The sequence below is a fragment of the Lentzea sp. NPDC092896 genome (assembly GCF_044754905.1).
Taxonomy (GTDB): domain Bacteria; phylum Actinomycetota; class Actinomycetes; order Mycobacteriales; family Pseudonocardiaceae; genus Lentzea.
Genome location: NZ_JBIVPX010000002.1, coordinates 1 through 14,757 on the forward strand (window position 1 = coordinate 1; position 14,757 = coordinate 14,757).

General features: G+C 68.7%; 16 protein-coding genes. 12 read left to right on the top strand and 4 right to left on the bottom strand.

Features of this window, described 5'->3' with window-relative positions; translation table 11 throughout:
- The first annotated feature begins 241 nt into the window (after positions 1-241).
- Positions 242-2,176 (top strand): potassium transporter Kup, encoded by a 1,935-nt coding sequence (locus ACIQF0_RS11590; protein WP_401027856.1) that lies wholly within the window; start codon positions 242-244, stop codon positions 2,174-2,176.
- An 8-nt stretch (positions 2,177-2,184) separates the two neighbouring features.
- Positions 2,185-2,787: an AAA family ATPase gene (locus ACIQF0_RS11595; protein WP_401027859.1), complete on the top strand. Its 603-nt coding sequence runs from the start codon at positions 2,185-2,187 to the stop codon at positions 2,785-2,787.
- Here ACIQF0_RS11595 and ACIQF0_RS11600 read toward each other — a convergent pair.
- Positions 2,784-4,565: an FAD-binding dehydrogenase gene (locus ACIQF0_RS11600; protein ID WP_401027862.1), complete on the bottom strand. Its 1,782-nt coding sequence runs from the start codon at positions 4,563-4,565 to the stop codon at positions 2,784-2,786. The two genes, ACIQF0_RS11595 and ACIQF0_RS11600, sit on opposite strands and share 4 nt — an antisense overlap.
- A gap of 161 nt (positions 4,566-4,726) precedes the next feature.
- Between ACIQF0_RS11600 and ACIQF0_RS11605 the strand changes: the two genes are divergently transcribed.
- On the top strand, positions 4,727-5,857 hold the full coding sequence (locus tag ACIQF0_RS11605) for a helix-turn-helix domain-containing protein (protein WP_401029904.1): 1,131 nt from the start codon (positions 4,727-4,729) through the stop codon (positions 5,855-5,857).
- A gap of 4 nt (positions 5,858-5,861) precedes the next feature.
- Here the strand turns inward: ACIQF0_RS11605 and ACIQF0_RS11610 are convergent, their stop codons facing one another.
- The gene (locus ACIQF0_RS11610) at positions 5,862-6,275 is read right to left on the bottom strand and encodes a ribonuclease domain-containing protein (RefSeq protein WP_401027864.1); all 414 of its coding nucleotides are present in this window, start codon (positions 6,273-6,275) and stop codon (positions 5,862-5,864) included.
- A gap of 354 nt (positions 6,276-6,629) precedes the next feature.
- Here ACIQF0_RS11610 and ACIQF0_RS11615 point away from each other — a divergent pair, with 354 nt between their 5' ends.
- Positions 6,630-7,322: a cellulose binding domain-containing protein gene (locus ACIQF0_RS11615; RefSeq protein WP_401027866.1), complete on the top strand. Its 693-nt coding sequence runs from the start codon at positions 6,630-6,632 to the stop codon at positions 7,320-7,322.
- On the opposite strand, the gene ACIQF0_RS11620 is transcribed toward ACIQF0_RS11615, so the two are convergent.
- Both ACIQF0_RS11620 and ACIQF0_RS11625 read right to left on the bottom strand, forming a co-directional pair.
- Positions 7,319-8,134, bottom strand: coding sequence for an alpha/beta fold hydrolase (locus ACIQF0_RS11620; protein WP_401027869.1), 816 nt, complete (start codon positions 8,132-8,134; stop codon positions 7,319-7,321). The two genes, ACIQF0_RS11615 and ACIQF0_RS11620, sit on opposite strands and share 4 nt — an antisense overlap.
- A gap of 68 nt (positions 8,135-8,202) precedes the next feature.
- On the bottom strand, positions 8,203-8,775 hold the full coding sequence (locus ACIQF0_RS11625; RefSeq protein ID WP_401027872.1) for a TetR/AcrR family transcriptional regulator: 573 nt from the start codon (positions 8,773-8,775) through the stop codon (positions 8,203-8,205).
- Positions 8,776-8,883: 108 nt separating this feature from the next.
- Between ACIQF0_RS11625 and pcaH the strand changes: the two genes are divergently transcribed.
- Genes pcaH through ACIQF0_RS11665 form a run of 8 tightly spaced genes read left to right on the top strand, consistent with a single transcriptional unit; the run spans position 8,884 to position 14,755 of the window.
- Positions 8,884-9,621, top strand: coding sequence for a protocatechuate 3,4-dioxygenase subunit beta (gene pcaH / locus ACIQF0_RS11630; RefSeq protein WP_401027875.1), 738 nt, complete (start codon positions 8,884-8,886; stop codon positions 9,619-9,621).
- Positions 9,614-10,108 (top strand): protocatechuate 3,4-dioxygenase subunit alpha, encoded by a 495-nt coding sequence (locus tag ACIQF0_RS11635; protein WP_401027878.1) that lies wholly within the window; start codon positions 9,614-9,616, stop codon positions 10,106-10,108. The genes pcaH and ACIQF0_RS11635 overlap by 8 nt, the downstream gene beginning before the upstream one ends.
- On the top strand, positions 10,105-11,217 hold the full coding sequence (locus ACIQF0_RS11640) for a lyase family protein (protein WP_401027880.1): 1,113 nt from the start codon (positions 10,105-10,107) through the stop codon (positions 11,215-11,217). The genes ACIQF0_RS11635 and ACIQF0_RS11640 overlap by 4 nt, the downstream gene beginning before the upstream one ends.
- Positions 11,214-11,969 (top strand): alpha/beta fold hydrolase, encoded by a 756-nt coding sequence (locus ACIQF0_RS11645; protein ID WP_401027883.1) that lies wholly within the window; start codon positions 11,214-11,216, stop codon positions 11,967-11,969. Before ACIQF0_RS11640 ends, ACIQF0_RS11645 begins: the two co-directional genes overlap by 4 nt.
- A complete protein-coding gene (locus ACIQF0_RS11650; RefSeq protein WP_401029907.1) occupies positions 11,966-12,307 on the top strand; it encodes a carboxymuconolactone decarboxylase family protein in 342 nt (113 codons plus the stop codon). The genes ACIQF0_RS11645 and ACIQF0_RS11650 overlap by 4 nt, the downstream gene beginning before the upstream one ends.
- A complete protein-coding gene (locus tag ACIQF0_RS11655; RefSeq protein ID WP_401027886.1) occupies positions 12,304-12,960 on the top strand; it encodes a 3-oxoacid CoA-transferase subunit A in 657 nt (218 codons plus the stop codon). Before ACIQF0_RS11650 ends, ACIQF0_RS11655 begins: the two co-directional genes overlap by 4 nt.
- Positions 12,957-13,589 (top strand): 3-oxoacid CoA-transferase subunit B, encoded by a 633-nt coding sequence (locus tag ACIQF0_RS11660; protein WP_401027889.1) that lies wholly within the window; start codon positions 12,957-12,959, stop codon positions 13,587-13,589. Before ACIQF0_RS11655 ends, ACIQF0_RS11660 begins: the two co-directional genes overlap by 4 nt.
- Entirely contained in the window at positions 13,586-14,755 is a 1,170-nt protein-coding gene (locus ACIQF0_RS11665; protein ID WP_401027892.1) for a 4-hydroxybenzoate 3-monooxygenase, read from the top strand. The genes ACIQF0_RS11660 and ACIQF0_RS11665 overlap by 4 nt, the downstream gene beginning before the upstream one ends.
- The last annotated feature ends 2 nt before the right edge of the window (positions 14,756-14,757 follow it).

Genomic DNA, 14,757 nt, shown 5'->3' on the forward strand with positions numbered 1-14,757 from the left:
AGGGGTGTCAACTCGACGAAAAGCGTGTCGAGTTGACACCCCTGACCTGATGCAGCAAGAGCTATGGCGCGACTCGTGACGGGACCCCACCGCCCAGCCCGTTCGGTAAAGACGGCTCGCCTTCGGCTTTGCGGTGGGTGGGGTGGTGCGTCAGGATCGCGTAAAGATCACCCGGTCGTGCTGAGCGTTCGTGTTGGTGCGCGGTTATCTTGCGGGCACCAGGCGGTCTAGGGGGTTGTTCGTGGCTGATCAGCAGGTTTCCGGCGCGTCGTCTCGGCGGAAGCTCGCGCATGATGGCGTTCGGCTCGCTGTGATCGTTGGGGCGCTCGGTGTTGTCTTTGGTGACATCGGTACCAGCCCGATTTATACGATTCAGACGGTGTTCAACCCCTCTGACCCGCATCCGGTGCCCGTTAGCGTGGACAACGTTTATGGGGTTGTGTCGCTGATCTTCTGGTCGGTCATGATCGTTGTGACTGTCACCTACGTGTTGCTTGCCATGCGTGTTCACAACGATGGTGAGGGTGGGATCATGGCCCTCATCACCCTGTTGCGGCGGTGGAAGGCCAAGCAGGGGCGGAAGGCTGCGGCCACGTTGGCGGCGCTTGGGGTTTTCGGTGCTGCCTTGTTCTTTGGCGACAGCATGATCACGCCTGCTATTTCGGTGTTGTCCGCTGTGGAGGGGTTGAAGGTCGTCGAGCCCGAGTTGGAGCGGTTCGTCGTGCCGATCACCGCTGTGATCATCGTTGGGCTGTTCCTGGTGCAGCGGCGGGGGAGTGGGGTGGTCGGGCGGTTCTTCGGGCCCGTGATGATCCTGTGGTTCGCCGTGATCGGGGTGGCCGGGATCGTGGGGATCGCCGGTCATCCGGAGATTCTCAAGGCGTTGTTGCCCACGTACGCGGTTGGGTTCTTGTTCGGGCACTTCGACATCGCGTTCTTCGCGCTTGCCGCTGTGGTGCTGGCGGTTACTGGTGCTGAGGCGTTGTACGCGGACATGGGGCACTTCGGGCGGCCGGCCATTGCTCGTGGGTGGTTGTTCTTGGTGTTTCCGGCTTGTGTGCTCAGTTACATGGGGCAAGGGGCGTTGATTCTGGACGACCCCGCCAACGTCAGCGGGCCGTTCTTCCTGTTGGTGCCCGAGTGGGCGCGGTGGCCGATGGTTGTGTTGGCCACGGCGGCTACCGTGATTGCATCGCAGGCTGTGATCACTGGGGCCTACTCGGTGGCGTCGCAGGCTGCGCAGCTCGGGTACCTGCCTCGGTTGCGGATCGCGCACACGTCTGAGTCGACTATCGGGCAGATCTACGTGCCTTGGATCAACTGGATGTTGATGATCTCGGTGCTGACGCTGGTGTTCGCGTTTCAGACGTCGGCGGCGTTGGCGTTCGCGTTCGGGATGGCCGTTACCGGGACCATCACGATCACCACTACGTTGTTCCTGTTCATCGCTCGCTTGAAGTTCGGTGCTCCGGCTTGGGCGATCGGGCTCGGCTGTGTGCTGTTGCTGGGTGTGGACCTGCTGTTTCTTGCCGCCAACATGACGAAGTTGTTGCATGGTGCGTGGTTGCCGTTGTTGATCGGGCTGACCGCGTTCACCGTCATGACGACCTGGCAGCGTGGGCGGGCGATCGTCACCAAGGCTCGGCGGGAGGCTGAAGGGTCGTTGCAGGCGTTCGTCGAGGAGCTGCACTCGCAGCAGCTGACGCGGGTGCCCGGGTGTGCGGTGTTCCTCAACCGCGGCAAGGAGACCGCGCCGCTGGCCATGCGGGCGAACGTTGAGCACAACCACGTGTTGCACGAGCGGGTGGTGATCGTGTCCATCGAGACCGAGCCGGTGCCGCGGGTGCCGCAGGAGCGGCGGGTTCAGGTCGACGAGCTCGGGTATGCCGACGACGGCATTGTCTACGTGAGCGCTCGTTTTGGGTACATGGAGACGCCGGACGTGCCTGCGGCGCTGGCGTTGCTGGATCCGGCGCAGACCGAAGGGGCGCTGGATCTCTCGCAGGCGCGGTACTTCCTGTCGAAGATCGAGCTGCAGCGCGGGCCGAAGCGCACCATGGCCGGGTGGCGCAAGCGGTTGTTCGTGGCGACGTCGTACATCACGGCTGACGCTGCCGAGCACTTCGGATTGCCCCGAGAGCGAACAGTGATCATGGGTGCGCACATCGATGTTTAGGTGGGGCCATGACGGACCTCTACCTGAACCTCGAACCCACGACGGAGCGTCCTGTCGTCGTGCTGGTCGCCGGGATTCCCGGTGCGGGCAAGAGCACGCTCGCGGAGTCGCTGGCTCGTCGCCTGCGGACGCCGATCTTCTCCCAGGACTGGGTGATGGGGGCGTTGGTGCTGGGGCGCGCGATCACCGACGAGAACGCTTACGAGGTGGGCGATCTGCAGCTTCGTGCTTCGGTGGCACGGCACGTCCAGCTGGGGATCGACGTGATCGTGGACGCCACCGGGCACACCCGCGAGGAGCGTGGCCGGTGGCGTGAGCTCACTGAACGGCTCGGGGGCGTGTTCGTCGGCGTCGAGTGCGTCTGTTCGGACGAAGTCGTGCATCGGGAACGCGTCGAAGGCCGGGAACGGGGGATTCCTGGTTGGCACGCAACGGTTCCGTGGCAGCACGTTCAGCGCATGCGCGGCCTGTGGGAGCCGTGGGAGGACGACCACCTGGTGCTCGACTCGGCCGTCGAGACTCCGGACAGTTCGCTTGAACGCGTCCTGGAGGTGGTGCGGGGCCTGCGGTCAACAGGGGAGACCGCAGACCCCGTGATCCTGGGCCGCTAGGCGCTTTCCGCCGCTGCGGCGCGGCCTGCCGCGCGTCCGGAGAACAGGCAGCCGCCGAGGAACGTGCCCTCCAGCGCGCGGTAGCCGTGCACGCCGCCACCGCCGAAGCCGGCGACCTCGCCCGCCGCGTACAGGCCGCGGACCGGCTGGCCGTTCGAGCCGAGCACGCGGCCCTGCAGGTCGGTTTGCAGGCCGCCCAGCGTCTTGCGGGTCAGGATGTTCATCCTGATCGCGATCAACGGGCCGGAACCGGCGTCGAGGAGCTTGTGCAACGGGGCCGTGCGGGCGAGGCTGTCGCCGCTGTAGGCCAGGGAGTTGCGGATGCCCATCACCTGGACGTCCTTGGTGAACGGGTTGTCCGTCTGCTGGTCGCGGACGGTGATCTGCCGGCGCAGGTCGTCGAGGTTGATCAGGTTCTGCCCGGTGAGAGCGTTCATCCCGGCGACGAGGTCCGGCAGGTTGTTCTTGATGACGAAGTCGACGCCCTTGTCCATGAACGCCTTCACCGGCGGCGGTGTGCTGTTCAGCAGTCGCATCGCGAGGTAGGCGATCAGGTTCTTGGCGGTGATCTCCGGGTTCTGCTCGGAACCGGAGAGCACGAACTCCTTGTCGATGATCTTCTTGTTGAGCACGAACCACGAGTAGTCGTAGCCGGACTTGCCGATCAGCTCCAGCGTGCCGAGCGTGTCCAGCGACGGGATGCCGGGGTTGGGGAAGCGCTTGCCCCTCGCGTCGAGCCACAGCGACGACGGCGCGGCCAGCACGCGGATGCCGTGGTCCGGCCAGATCGGCGTGTGGTTGATCATGCCCTCGGTGTAGTGCCACATGCGGTCGCGGTTCACGATCCGGCCGCCTGCCAGCTCTGTGATCGCCAACATCCGGCCGTCGACGTGCGCGGGAACGCCGGTGACGAGTCGCCGCGGGGCCGGGCCGAGGCGGGCGGGCCAGTTGCGGCGCACCAGGTCGTGGTTCGCGCCGATGCCGCCCGACGTGACGACCACCATCGGCGCGTACAGCTCGAAGTCACCGACCTTGGTGCGGGAGCTGGGGGTGCCGCGCGCGGCGCCGCTGGGTTCGAGGACGGTGCCGCGCACGCCCGTCACGGCGCCGTTGCTGACGATCAGCCCGTCGACCTGGTGGCGGAACTTGAAGGTGACCTTGCCGTCGCGGACGGCGTCGCGCACCTTCTTCTCGAACGGCTCCATCACGCCGGGGCCGGTGCCCAGCGTCATGTGGAAGCGCGGCACCGAGTTGCCGGGCCCGTCCGCGAGCTGGCCACCGCGTTCGGCCCAGCCGACGATCGGCACCCAGCGCACGCCCAGGCCGTACAGCCAGTCGCGCTTCTCGCCCGCGGCGAAGTTCAGGTAGGCCTCAGCCCACTTCGCCGCCCAGTAGTCCTCGCCCAGGGGATCGCTCACACCGCGGTCGAAGCCGGCGGTGTTGAACCAGTCGGCGCGGGCCAGCTCCAGCGAGTCCTTGATGCCCGCGGTCCGCTGCTCCTGCGAGTTGACGAAGAAGAGACCGCCGAGCGACCAGAACGCCTGTCCACCCAGGCTCGCCTCGGGTTCCTGGTCCAGCAGCAGGACCTTGCGACCCGCCGCGGCCAGTTCGGAGGTCGCGACGAGACCGGCCAGGCCGTGCCCGATGACGATCACGTCCGCGTCGACTCTCGGCGCCGCCCCGGCGACTGCCTGCCCCAGGGTCCCGCTCGCGGCGATCGCGCCGATCGCTCCGCTGGCGGCGAGCAGGTTGCGGCGGCTGATGTTCCGGTCTGACATCCCAGGGCCTTCCTCGTTGAAGGGTGGTGCCAACGCGAATTACTCTCGCGTAAAGCAACTAACCAGTAACCGGAGAGCGGGGGATAGGGGCCCGTCACCAAACGGCGACGGCTGTGTTGTGGCCGTCACACAACGTGGTGTTTGGAGGCGCTGTGCCGGGAATGTCCGCGATGGTCCGCCGGGTGCTCGAAGCCGTCGCCGCCGACGAGAAGGTGGTCGAACGGGTCGTCGACGCCGCCCGCGGCAACTCGCCGGAGGTCGCCAGGCTGCCCGCGGAGGAGAACCGCAGGCACATCGCCTTCCTGCTGGCCGAAGGGATCGCGCACCTCGAACGCGGCGGCGCGCCCGACGACGGCGACTTCTCCGCCGCGTTGTCGCTGGGGGCTGATCGCGCTGCTCAGGGCGTGTCGATGGCGGGACTGCTGCGCGGCGTGCACGCGGGGCGCACCGAGTTGATCAGGGCGAGCGTCGAGCTGGCGCGGTCGCTGGGCGTGGCCGACGGCACGATCCTGGACTTCATGATCGACCTGGACCACTACGTCGGCGCGGTCGAGCGGCACATCATCAGCGGCTACCACACGGCCGAACTGCAGCTGTCCCGCACGGCCAGGGATCTGAACGCCCAGGTGCTGCGGCGGCTGCTGGTGACCGGCGAGTTCCCGGACGCCTCCGAACTCGCTCGCACCGGCCTGCGTCCCGATGGTCGCTATCACTGCGTGGTGTCCGGGGTGACCGACCCGAGTCACGCGCGGACGCTGGAACAGCGGTTGCACACGTTCGGCGGCGTGTACGGGCTGGTGGAAGGACGGCTCGCGGGGCTCACGCACGTGCCGCCGTCGTGGTCGGACGACCTGCTCGTGGTGTCACCGGCGACGGCGCTGAAGTCGTTGCGGGGCACGTACTCCCTGTGCACGCGGGCGCTGGCGGCCGCGGGGGCCGCCCTGGGAGTGCGGCTGCTGACCGATCTCGCTGGTGAGACCGCTCTCGCGGCGGTCCCGGCGCTGGCGGACACGCTCGCCGACTCGTTGCTCGGCCAGCTGGATCCGAAGAGCACGTTCCACCACGAGATGGTGGTGACGGCGTTGTGCTACCTGGACAACGGTGGCCGGCTCAGCGCGACTGCCTCGGCGTTGCACATCCACGCGAACACCGTGCGGTACCGGCTCGACCGGCTGGTGGAGCTGACCCTGGTCGACCTCGGTGAGAACCCGCACGTGGAACGTTCACACGTGCTGACGACGCTGCACACCTGGTGGGCGCTGCGGTCGTGGATCGACCGCAGCGCCAGGTGAGGCGTCAGAGGCGGTAGAAGTTCGCGTAGTGGTCCGGGGAGAAGTAGACCGCGCCGGCGGTGCGGTCGACGATGATCCGGTACGCGTCCCGGGACGCGCCGCAGGCACGCGGGTAGACGTCGAACTCCAGGTAGCTGTGGCCGGCGGGCAGCTGGCCCTCGCGGTTCTGGTGGACGCCACCGGCGTAGTTGCACTGGCTGCCCGACCAGTTGCTGACCCAGCCGCGCGTGCTCGGGTAGCCCTTCGCCTTCCACGTCGTGTTGGCGGAACGGGCCGCGGAACAGCGCGACTGCGTGCAGGAGCTGTAGACCGCGGCGTCGGCGGCAGGGGCGACGACCGTGGTCACGCCGAGAACCGACGCGATGACGGCGAGGGCGGCGAGGGTGCGACGTGTCCAGTGCTGTTGCAGGGTTTGCACTTCAGACCTCCATCGGCAGGGTACGAGGGAACGTCCTGATCCTGACTGTTGATCACCACGAGCCGATGAACGGCAGGGAACCATCCGCGCAACTGTGGCCTCTCCACGCTCGCACACCCGGCGTCGTCCCGCGAGGCTTGACCGTCCACGACTCTGAACGCCGGAGTTGATCAACTCCGAACAGTCGATTGCGCATGCTGCCTCCGGCGATAAGTTTGTCCAATGGCAGCACGGAAGCACTTGTTGGTGCTGTTGACCTTGCTCGTGGCCGGGTGCACGGCCCCGCAGGACGGCAGACCTTTCCCCGCACCACGCGTTTCTTCTTCCTCAGCGGAGAAAGAGCCGTCCACAAAGGTGCGTGCTGTTGTGGACGGCCGCACCGTCGAGCTGGCCGACGGTACGCGCGCCCGCATCGCGCGCCTGGCCGAGCCTCCGTCGTGCGCCGCAGCGGTCGCCCTCGACTTCGCCACGAAGACGTTGCTGGACAAGGAAGTCCGGGTGAGCAGCATCACCCCCGGCGAGGTCTCGCTGACGCTGCCGGACGGCGCCGACTACGCGTTGCTGGCAGTGCAGTACGGCATCCTGCGCACCGCGGGCGTGGACGGCGGCCCGCTGGTCGAGGCGGAGACCAAGGCCTCGAAGGCGAAACTCGGTCTGTGGGCGCAGGACTGTCCCTCCTCGACCGCCCCGCCGCCCTCCTCGACCGCTGCCACGCCCCCGCCCGCGGCGCCCTGCGTCGTGGTCTACCGGATCACCAGTCAGTGGGCCGGCGCGTTCCAGGGCGAGGTGACCGTGCGCAACGTCAGCGGCGCGTTGGTCCAGGGCTGGACGGTGCGCTGGCGGTTCGCCGGCGGGGAGACCGTGACGCAGCTGTGGAACGGCACGGTCGCCCAGTCCGGCGCGGATGTGAGCGTGACCAACGCCGACTACAACGCGCTGATCGTCACGGACGGCTCGGTGTCGTTCGGTTTCAACGGCTCCGTCACCGGTCCCAGTTCGCCGCCGGCCTCGTTCAGCGTGAACGGCGCGGCCTGCACGACCGGTTAGTTGTTCTTCTGCCACCAGGTGGTGACGATCCGGGCGTACTCGTCCGCGTTCTCCTCCCACACGAAGTGCGCGGCGTCCACGACGTCCAGCCTGCTGTTCGGCAACCGCTCGTGCAGGTACTCCGCGTTGGAGACCGGCACCACGGTGTCGTGCCTGCCGTTGATCAGCTGGACGGGCGTCGTGATGCCCGGCAGGAGCTTGCTCAGTTCCTGCAACTCCGCCGGGTACGCGCGCACGTACGCCATCTGATCGACGAACCGCTCGCCCTGGTAACCGGCGAGGTAGTCCTGCCGCACCACGTCCGGCAGTTCGTAGCCCTGGATGGCGTCCATGGCAACGTTCACGATGTCCTTGGGGCCCAGCGCCCGGTAGGGCGTGAGGTCCTCGTCGTGCACCCACTCGTGCAACGGGGTGCCCAGATCCGTCGGTGACAGCGCGCCGCCGCTGCCGATCACGATGCTGCGGAACCTGTCCGGTGCCTTCTCCGCGGCGAACAGCGCCGCGCTGGTGCCGATGTCGGGACCGACGACGTGGGGCTGCTCGAGGTCGAACTCGTCGGCGATGCGCACGAGGAAATCGCCCATGGCCTTGGGGGACAGCAGGTCCTCGCGCAGGTCGGAGTGCCCGAAGCCGGGCAGGTCGACCGCGATCAGGCTCGCGTGCTCCGCGAGTCTCGTCCAGGTCGGGTCGTAGGCGTAGACGCTCTCGGGCCACGGGCTGAGCAGCAGCGCGGCCGGCCTGCTGTTAGCGCTCACGGCGTAACGGATGGACAGGCCGTCGATGGTGCGGAACCTCGGTTGGATGTCGCTCATGACTTCAATATGACCGGTCGTCTTGAGTTCGTCAAGAGGTAAGACGGTCGGTCGTATTGAGCCGGGTCTCAGTGCAGGACGACCTCGAAGGCGACCGTGAAGAACGCGGCGAACGCCGACCCGTCCTTGGCCGCCCGTTCGCCGACGATGGCGCCTTCCCAGGAGTTGAGCAGGAACTTGGCCAGGGTCTCGGGGCTCTGGGTGGTCGTCACGTCGCCGGCGTCCTGTGCCTCGCGGATCACGGCGGCGATCGCGTTCCCCCAGAGGTCGAAGGCGGTCCTGACCCCGTCGCGGATCGCGGGGATGTGGTCTGCGGCCTCGACGCTGAAGTTGCCGTAGACGCAGCCGCGTTCGTAGCCGAAGTCCACGATGTCCTGCGCCAGCGCGTCGAAGTGGTCGCGCAGCCGGGTGAGCGGGGCGGTCTTCGGGGTTTGGAGCTTCTCCAAGTGCCGCGTCTGGCCGTAGCGGTCCATCACGACGAGGGCGAGCGCTTCCTTGCTCTCGAAGTGGTTGTAGAACGAGCCCTTGGGCACGCCCGCGCTGTCGGTGATCAGCTTGACGCCGCACGCGTTGTAGCCGTGCTTGTGGAACTGCTCGAACGCGGCGTCCACGATCTGCTCTCGCACACTTGCCCTGGGCATACCACCAATATGAGCGGTCGTCTCGGAGGCGTCAAGTTGGTGCGCGGCTTCCGTTCAGTGGAAAGCCTTGGTCGACTCCGGCGTGGTGCTTGCCTAGCGTTCGAAGGCGTGACGACCAGCCAGCACGAGATCAGCGACGAGATCGCGAAGATCCAGGCCGACTCACCGAGGGGTGCGCCGCTGCTGGACTTCGCGCCGTACCGCAGTACGACGTTGCGCCACCCCACCAAGGAACCGCTGCACGTCGACCCCGAGGGCGCCGAGCTGCTCGCGCCCGTCTTCGGCCACTCGGACGTCGACGCCGTCGAGGCCGACCTGACCCTGCAGCGCGGCGGCGAGCCGATCGGCGAACGCATCCGGGTGCACGGGCGCGTGCTCGACGGTGACGGCCGTCCGGTGCGCCGCCAGCTCGTCGAGGTCTGGCAGGCCAACGCCGCCGGCCGCTACTCGCACCAGGGCGACCAGCACCCGGCGCCGCTGGACCCGAACTTCCACGGCGTCGGCCGCTGCCTGACCGACGACGACGGCTGGTACTCGTTCACCTCGATCAAGCCGGGCCCCTACCCGTGGCGCAACCACCACAACGCCTGGCGGCCCGCGCACATCCACTTCTCCTTGTTCGGCACGGACTTCACCCAGCGGCTGATCACGCAGATGTACTTCCCCGGCGACCAGTTGCTGGCGCTGGACCCGATCGCGCAGTCGATCACCGACCCCGCCGCCCTCGCCCGGCTCATCGCGTCGTACGACCACGCGCAGTCCGAGCACGAATGGTTGCTGGGCTACCGCTGGGACATCGTCCTGACCGGCAGCCACGCGACCTACCTGGAGCCGTCCGATGACTGACTCGACGCCCGGCCAGACCGTCGGCCCGTTCTTCCACCACGCGCTGGCGTTCCCCGGCGACTCCGAACTGGTGCCGTTCGGCTCGGCCGGATCCGTGGTGCTGCACGGCTACGTCTACGACGGCGCGGGCGATCCGGTGCCCGACGCGATGATCGAGATCCGCCAGTCCGACGCCGCCGGTGTCGTGCCGCGGACCGGCGGGTCGTTGCGGCGGCGCGGCGCCGGGTTCACGGGCTGGGGCCGGTCCTGCACCGACGGCGCCGGGCACTACTGGTTCAGCACCGTCGAACCCGGACTGCCGTTCTTCGCGGTGACGGTCTTCGCGCGCGGGTTGCTCGACCGGTTGTTCACGCGCATCTACCTGCCTGGTGCTCAGGATGCCGTGGAGGGGCTGGTGTCGGAGCGGGAGGACGACGGGCGGCTGCGGTTCGACGTTCACCTGCAGGGGCCGTCCGAGACGGCGTTCTTCAAGTTCCCGCGGACGTGATCGTGCTGCCCGGTTCCCATCGCGCCGCCGGCCTCGTCGACGATGCCGCGCTGGTGCGCGCGATGCTGGAGGTCGAGGTCGCCTGGTCGCGCGTGCTCGGGAGCTCGCTCTCGCTGGGCGACTGGGTTCCCGCGCTGGACCCGGTCGAGGTCGAGGCGGCGGGCAATCCCGTGCTGCCGCTGGTCTCCGCTTTGCGCGCTCGTGTTTCCACGCCTGTCCACACCGGACTGACGAGTCAGGACGTGCTCGACTCCGCGCTGATGTTGCTGGCGCGCGGGGCTTTGGGGCGGGTGTCGGCGGATCTGGGACGGGTTGGCGTCGCGTTGGCCCGGTTGGCTGACGAGCACCGGTCGAGCGTGATGGCCGGGCGGACGCTGACGCAGTACGCCGTGCCGATCACGTTCGGGCTCAAGGCCGCGCGGTGGCTGGTCGGGGTGCTGGACGCGCTGGACGAGCTGGACGCCGTGGCTCGGCGTTTGCCGGTGCAGTGCGGAGGCGCGGCGGGGACGTTGTCGCGCGTCGCGGATCCGGTCGCTTCGGCGTCGGCCTTCGCCGGGCATCTGGGGCTGGTGTGGCCGGGGATGCCCTGGCACACCAGTCGCGCGCCGATCACCCGGCTCGGTGACGCGGTGGTGCGGTGTTGCGACGCGCTCGGGGTGATGGCGGCGGATCTGCTGACGTTGGGGCGGCCGGAGGTCGGCGAGGTGCGCGAGGGGTTCGTGGCGGGGCGGGGTGGGTCGTCGACCATGCCGCACAAGCGGAACCCGGTGCTGTCGGTGCTGGTGAACAGCGCGGCCCTGCGGGCTCCCGGGCTGGGGGCGCAGCTGCACCTGTGCGCGGCGCGGGCGGTGGACGAGCGGCCGGACGGGGCCTGGCACGCGGAGTGGCCTGCGTTGCGGGCGCTGCTGGAGCTGGCGGTGGTGGCGGCTTCGCAGGCCGCGGAGTTGGTGGAGGGGCTGGAGGTGCACGCGGACGTGATGGCTCGGCGGGCTGCCGAGGCTGCTGGGGAGTTGCTGGCGGAACGCGGTGGTGGCGGCGATCCGGGCTCTTATCTCGGGGCGGCCGAGGTGTTCGTGGACGAAGCGCTGAAGAGGTGGGCGGCGCGATGACGGCTGAGCTGAGCCTGACGCGGCTTGCCGGGGCCGAGGGTTCCGGGCGGCTTCTGGTGGTCGGGCCTTCCCTGGGCACGTCGGTGGCCCTGCTGTGGCGGGACTGCGCGAGGACGCTCGGCGGCGAGTTCGAGGTGATCGGCTGGGACCTGCCCGGGCACGGCAGCGGCGGTCCGGCGGAGGAAGCCTTCACCGTGCAGGACATTGCTGACGAACTGGTGGAGCGCACAGGAGCGCTGGCCGGTGGGCGGTCGGCGGCGTATGCCGGGGTGTCGTTCGGCGGGGCGGTTGGGTTCGAGCTGGCATCGCGGGCGGAGGGGCCGTTCGAGGCGGTCGTCTGCATCGGGGCGGCGCCGCGGATCGGGCTGCCCGAGATGTGGCGGGATCGGGCGGCACTGGTCCGGCGGGCCGGGACTCCGGTGACGGTGGACGGGTCGGCTCAGCGGTGGTTCGCGCCGGGGTTCATCGCGCGGGCGCCGCAGGTGGCCGGGGCGTTGCTGCGGGCGTTGGCGGAGGTCGACAAGGAGTCGTACGCGTTGGCGTGTGAGGCGTTGGCGGTGTTCGAGGCCGGTACGGCTGTCCGGCCTTTGCGGGTGTTGGTGGGCGAGCACGACGTCGTGGTCTCGCCGGACGGCGCCGACGTCGTGCTGGCGGGGTGTGGGCACTTGCCGCCCGCCGAGGAGCCGGCCGCGGTGGCGCGGACGTTGGTCGAGGTGCTTGAGGAGATGCGGTGTCCTACGACGACGGCATGAAGGTTCGGCGCGAGGTGCTCGGGGACGCGCACGTCGACAGGGCGACGCCGGACGAGTTCACGCGCGACTTCCAGGAGTTCATCACCAAGTACGCGTGGGGCGAGATCTGGACGCGGCCCGGGCTCGACCGGCGGATGCGCAGCGCGATCACGCTCACGGCGTTGATCGCGCAGGGGCACTGGGACGAGTTGAAGCTGCACGTCGCGGCGGCGGTGCGCAACGGGCTGAGCGAGGACGAGATCGGCGAGGTGATCCTGCAGAGCGCGATCTACTGCGGGGTGCCCGCGGCCAATCACGCGTTCGCGGTGGCGCGGTCGGTGCTGAAGGAGGGCGTGTGAACGTTCACAGCACCCCGCTGGAGGCCGTCGCGGACACGCCGGACGGGGCGACCGTGCTGATCGGCGGGTTCGGGCCGGCGGGGGAGCCCGTGGAGTTGATCGAGGCGCTGCTCGAGTGCGGGGCGAAGGGGCTCACGGTGGTGAGCAACAACGCCGGCTCCGGGGAGAACGGGATCGCGGCGCTGATCCGGGAGAAGAGGGTGGCGAAGATCGTGTGTTCGTACCCCCGTCAGGTCGACTCGCGGCACTTCGACGAGGCCTACCGGTCGGGACGGGTCGAGCTCGACCTGGTGCCCCAGGGGAATCTCGCCGAACGGATCAGGGCCGGTGGCGCGGGCATCGGGGCGTTCTTCACGCCCACCGGCTACGGCACGATGCTGGCCGAGGGCAAGGAAACCCGCGTGATCGACGGCAAGGGCTTCGTGCTGGAGTACCCGATCAAGGGTGATCTGGCGCTGGTGAAGGCTCACAGGGCCGACGACCACGGGAATCTCGTCTACCGCAAGACCGGGCGGAACTTCGGGCCGATCATGGCGGCCGCCGCGACCACGACCGTCGTGCAGGTCGAGGAGTTCGGCGGGATCGACCCCGAACACGTGGTGACGCCGGGGATCTACGTGAACCGGATCGTCCACATCGGACGTGTGGCATGATCGACCGGCGGACTCTGGCGAAGCTGGTGGCGGCGGACATCCCGGCAGGGGCGTTCGTGAACCTCGGCATCGGGCAGCCCACCGAGGTCGCGGACCACCTCGCGCCGGGCAGCGGTGTCGTGCTGCACACCGAGAACGGCATGCTCGGGATGGGGCCGCAGGCGCAGGGTGACGACGTCGACCTCGACCTGATCAACGCGGGCAAGATCCCGGTCACGGAACTGCCGGGCGCCTCGTACTTCCACCACGCCGACTCGTTCGCGATGATGCGCGGCGGCCATCTCGACGTGTGCGTTCTCGGCGCGTACCAGGTGTCGGCGCGGGGCGATCTCGCGAACTGGCACAGCGGGTCGCCGGACGCGATCCCCGCGGTCGGCGGCGCGATGGACCTCGCCGTCGGTGCGAAGCAGGTGTTCGTGATGATGAACCTGCTGACCCGCGACGGAAAACCGAAGCTGCTCGACGAGTGCACGTATCCGCTGACCGGACTGCGGTGCGTGAGCCGCGTCTACACCGACCTCGCGACGTTCCTGATCACCGGCGACGGTGTGGTCGTGCGCGATCTGCACGGCATCTCGTTCACCGATCTCCAGGCACTGCTCGATGTTCCGTTGAAGGAGCTCTCATGACGCGCACCCAGGTCGGCATCGTCGGAGCGGGACCTGCCGGGCTGATGCTCTCGCATCTGTTGTCCCTCAACGGGATCGACAGCGTTGTTGTCGACAACAGGACCCGTCTGGAGATCGAGAACACCGTCCGCGCCGGCATTCTGGAAGCCGACAGCGCGCGGTTGCTGGCCGAGACCGGGGTGTCGGACCGGGTGCTGCGCGACGGGCATCCGCACGAGGGCATCGACCTGCGGTTCGGCGGCGAGAGCCATCGCGTCGACTTCCGCGCGCTGGTCGGCGAGTCGGTCTGGCTCTACCCGCAGACCGACGTGTTCGTGGACCTGGCGAACGCCCGCGAACGCGACGGCGGCGACGTCCGGTTCGGCGTCAGCGACACGTCGGTCGACATCACCGAGCCCGCGATCCGGTTCGTCGACAGCGACGGCGTGCGGCAGGAGGTGCGCTGTGACCTGCTCGTCGGCGCGGACGGCTCCCGTTCGATCTGCCGCGCCCAAGTGCCGGAAGCCCTGCGCACGCACAGCTTCCGCGAGTACCCGTTCGCCTGGTTCGGCATCATCACCCAGGCGCCGCGCAGCGCCCCCGAGCTGGTCTACGCGCACTCGCCGCGCGGGTTCGCGTTGATCAGCCAGCGCACCGAGACGCACCAGCGCATGTACTTCCAGTGCGACCCGGAGACCGATCCCGCGGCGTGGTCCGCCGATCGGATCTGGGAGGAGCTGCAGGCGCGGGTCGCCGGGCCGGACGGGTTCACTTTGAAGGAAGGGCCGATCACCGAGAAGACGGTGCTGCGCTTCCGGTCGTTCGTCGCGGAACCCATGCGCCACGGCAAGTTGCTGCTCGCCGGCGATGCCGCCCACACCGTGCCGCCGACCGGCGCGAAGGGCCTGAACCTCGCGCTGCAGGACGTCCGGGTGCTCGCCGAGGTCATCGAACGCGCGCTGCTCAAGAACGACGACGACGCACTGGACGAGTACGGGCCGCGTGCGCTGGACCGGGTGTGGAAGGCGCAGCACTTCTCGTACTGGATGACCACGATGCTGCACTCCCTGCCCGGCGCTACGGACTTCGACGTGCGCAGGCAGCTCGGTGAGCTGCGCTCGGTGGTCGGGTCGGAGGCGGGATCGAGGTTCCTCGCGGAGGGGTACACGGGCTGCTGGCCCGCTTGAGC